Consider the following 2,500-nt stretch of genomic DNA (forward strand, 5'->3'; position numbering starts at 1 on the left):
CTGGTTGCGGGAGTAGGATTTGAACCTACGACCTTCAGGTTATGAGCCTGACGAGCTACCGGACTGCTCCATCCCGCGCCAATTGGGCTTTGTCGCCCGTGCTCCGCGCCTGTTTTTGATTGGTGCGGAGGGTGTTTGGTGTCATCGTATTCGAGAGATACGTATTGGCGTGTCTTGCTAGGTTTGGCGGCGACCTACTCTCCCACGTCTTGAGACGCAGTACCATTGGCGCGACGGCACTTAACGGCCGGGTTCGGAATGGAGCCGGGTGTTTTGCTCGTGCTATGACCACCAAACCGAGAAAGACACGGCGCGCATCCGCGCGCCGTGTCTTTCTCGGTGGCCGGGAGCGTTTTTGCGAGGCAAAAGCGCGTGGCCACACCGCAGACATGCCGGGTGCGAATACGCTCAATCAACATGCGCTTATGGCGCGTCGTTGTCCTGATCTTGTTCACAAGGGGTATGCTTTTCGACCAGAGGACAGGGATGCCTGTCTGTTTCTGGATCGAACCAAGCCTGTCGGGCCATTAGTACTGGTCAGCTGAGCGTGTTGCCACGCTTACACCTCCAGCCTATCGACGTGGTCGTCTACCACGGCCCTCGGGGAGACCTTGTTTTGAGGGGGGCTTCCCGCTTAGATGCCTTCAGCGGTTATCCTGTCCGATCATAGCTACCCTGCACTGCTGCTGGCGCAACAACAGGTCCACCAGTGGATCGTTCAACCCGGTCCTCTCGTACTAGGGTCAACTCCTCTCAAGTCTCCTACACCCACGGCAGATAGGGACCGAACTGTCTCACGACGTTCTAAACCCAGCTCACGTACCTCTTTAAACGGCGAACAGCCGTACCCTTGGGACCTGCTCCAGCCCCAGGATGAGATGAGCCGACATCGAGGTGCCAAACACTGCCGTCGATATGGACTCTTGGGCAGTATCAGCCTGTTATCCCCGGCGTACCTTTTATCCGTTGAGCGATGGCCCTCCCACTTGGGACCACCGGATCACTATGGCCGTCTTTCGACTCTGCTCGACTTGTCAGTCTCGCAGTCAGGCTGGCTTCTGCCATTGCACTCAACGAGCGATTTCCGACCGCTCTGAGCCAACCTTCGCGCGCCTCCGTTACGCTTTAGGAGGCGACCGCCCCAGTCAAACTACCCGCCACAGAGGGTCCCGGAACCGGATGACGGTTCGCGGTTAGACACCAAGCGAGGCAAGGGTGGTATCTCAAGGGTGGCTCCACCGGAACTGGCGTCCCGGTTTCAAAGCCTACCACCTATCCTGCACATGCCTGGCCTGGTGCCAGTCTGAAGCTGTAGTAAAGGTGCACGGGGTCTTTCCGTCTAACCGCGGGTAGCCGGCATCTTGACCGGCAATTCAATTTCGCTGAGTCGACGTTGGAGACAGCGGGGAAGTCGTTACGCCATTCGTGCAGGTCGGAACTTACCCGACAAGGAATTTCGCTACCTTAGGACCGTTATAGTTACGGCCGCCGTTTACCTGGGCTTCAATTCGGAGCTTGCACCCCTCCTTTTAACCTTCAGGCACCGGGCAGGCGTCAGACCCTATACGTCGCCTTGCGGCTTCGCAGAGCCCTGTGTTTTTAGTAAACAGTCGCCACCCCCTGGTTTGTGCCCCCGGACATCATAGCCCGGGCCTCCTTCTCGCGAACTTACGGAGGTATTTTGCCGAGTTCCTTCAACGTCGTTCTCTCAAGCGCCTTGGTATTCTCTACCAGTCCACCTGTGTCGGTTTCGGGTACGGTCCGAAGGAGGGCTATTTCCAGGGACTGCCGCATATATGCCCCAATCCGATAAGGGACATACGACTCGGACAATCCGTCACCATCTCCTGGCCCAGGAATATTAACCTGGTTCCCATCGACTACGCCTTTCGGCCTCGCCTTAGGGGCCGGCTTACCCTGCTCAGATTAGCTTTAAGCAGGAACCCTTGGACTTTCGGCGGGAGTGTCTCTCACACTCCTTGTCGCTACTCATGTCATCATTCTCGCTGGTGATCGCTCCACCGGTAAACCTTACGGTCCGGCTTCTCAGCAAGCCTCTCTCCTCCAATGATCCCGAAGGATCGAAGGAGGAATGAGACTATGTCACACCACGCTCCGCTACCACGCTCTCGCGTCCTCAGCTTCGGCTCATGGCTTGAGCCCCGTTACATCTTCGCCGCAAGACAGCTTGATTAGACCAGTGAGCTGTTACGCTATCTTTAAAGGATGGCTGCTTCTAAGCCAACCTCCTGGTTGTTTTGGCCGTCTCACCTGCTTTCCCACTTAGCCATGAATTGGGGGCCTTAGCTGGAGGTCAGGGTTGTTTCCCTCTTCACTACGGACGTTAGCATCCGCAGTGTGTCTGCCATCTAGTACTCCCGGGTATTCGGAGTTTGGTTAGGATCAGTAAGCCTGTGGGGCCCCATTACCCATCCAGTGCTCTACCCCCCGGGGTATTCGGATGACGCTCTACCTAAATAGATTTCGCGGAGAACCAGCT

At 56.8% G+C, this 2,500-nt stretch carries 1 tRNA gene and 2 rRNA genes (1 of these 3 cut by a window edge); all 3 read right to left on the reverse strand.

The features are described from left to right. Nucleotide 1: 1 nt before the first annotated feature. Nucleotides 2-78: transfer RNA gene (locus tag F3H57_RS14210), tRNA-Met, on the reverse strand. A 103-nt stretch (nucleotides 79-181) separates the two neighbouring features. Next, nucleotides 182-296, reverse strand: a 5S ribosomal RNA gene (gene rrf / locus F3H57_RS14215). A 210-nt stretch (nucleotides 297-506) separates the two neighbouring features. After that, nucleotides 507-2,500 (reverse strand): 23S ribosomal RNA (locus F3H57_RS14220) (it continues 1,532 nt past the right edge of the window).

The organism is Roseivivax sediminis (genome assembly GCF_900112685.1).
Taxonomy (GTDB): domain Bacteria; phylum Pseudomonadota; class Alphaproteobacteria; order Rhodobacterales; family Rhodobacteraceae; genus Roseivivax; species Roseivivax sediminis.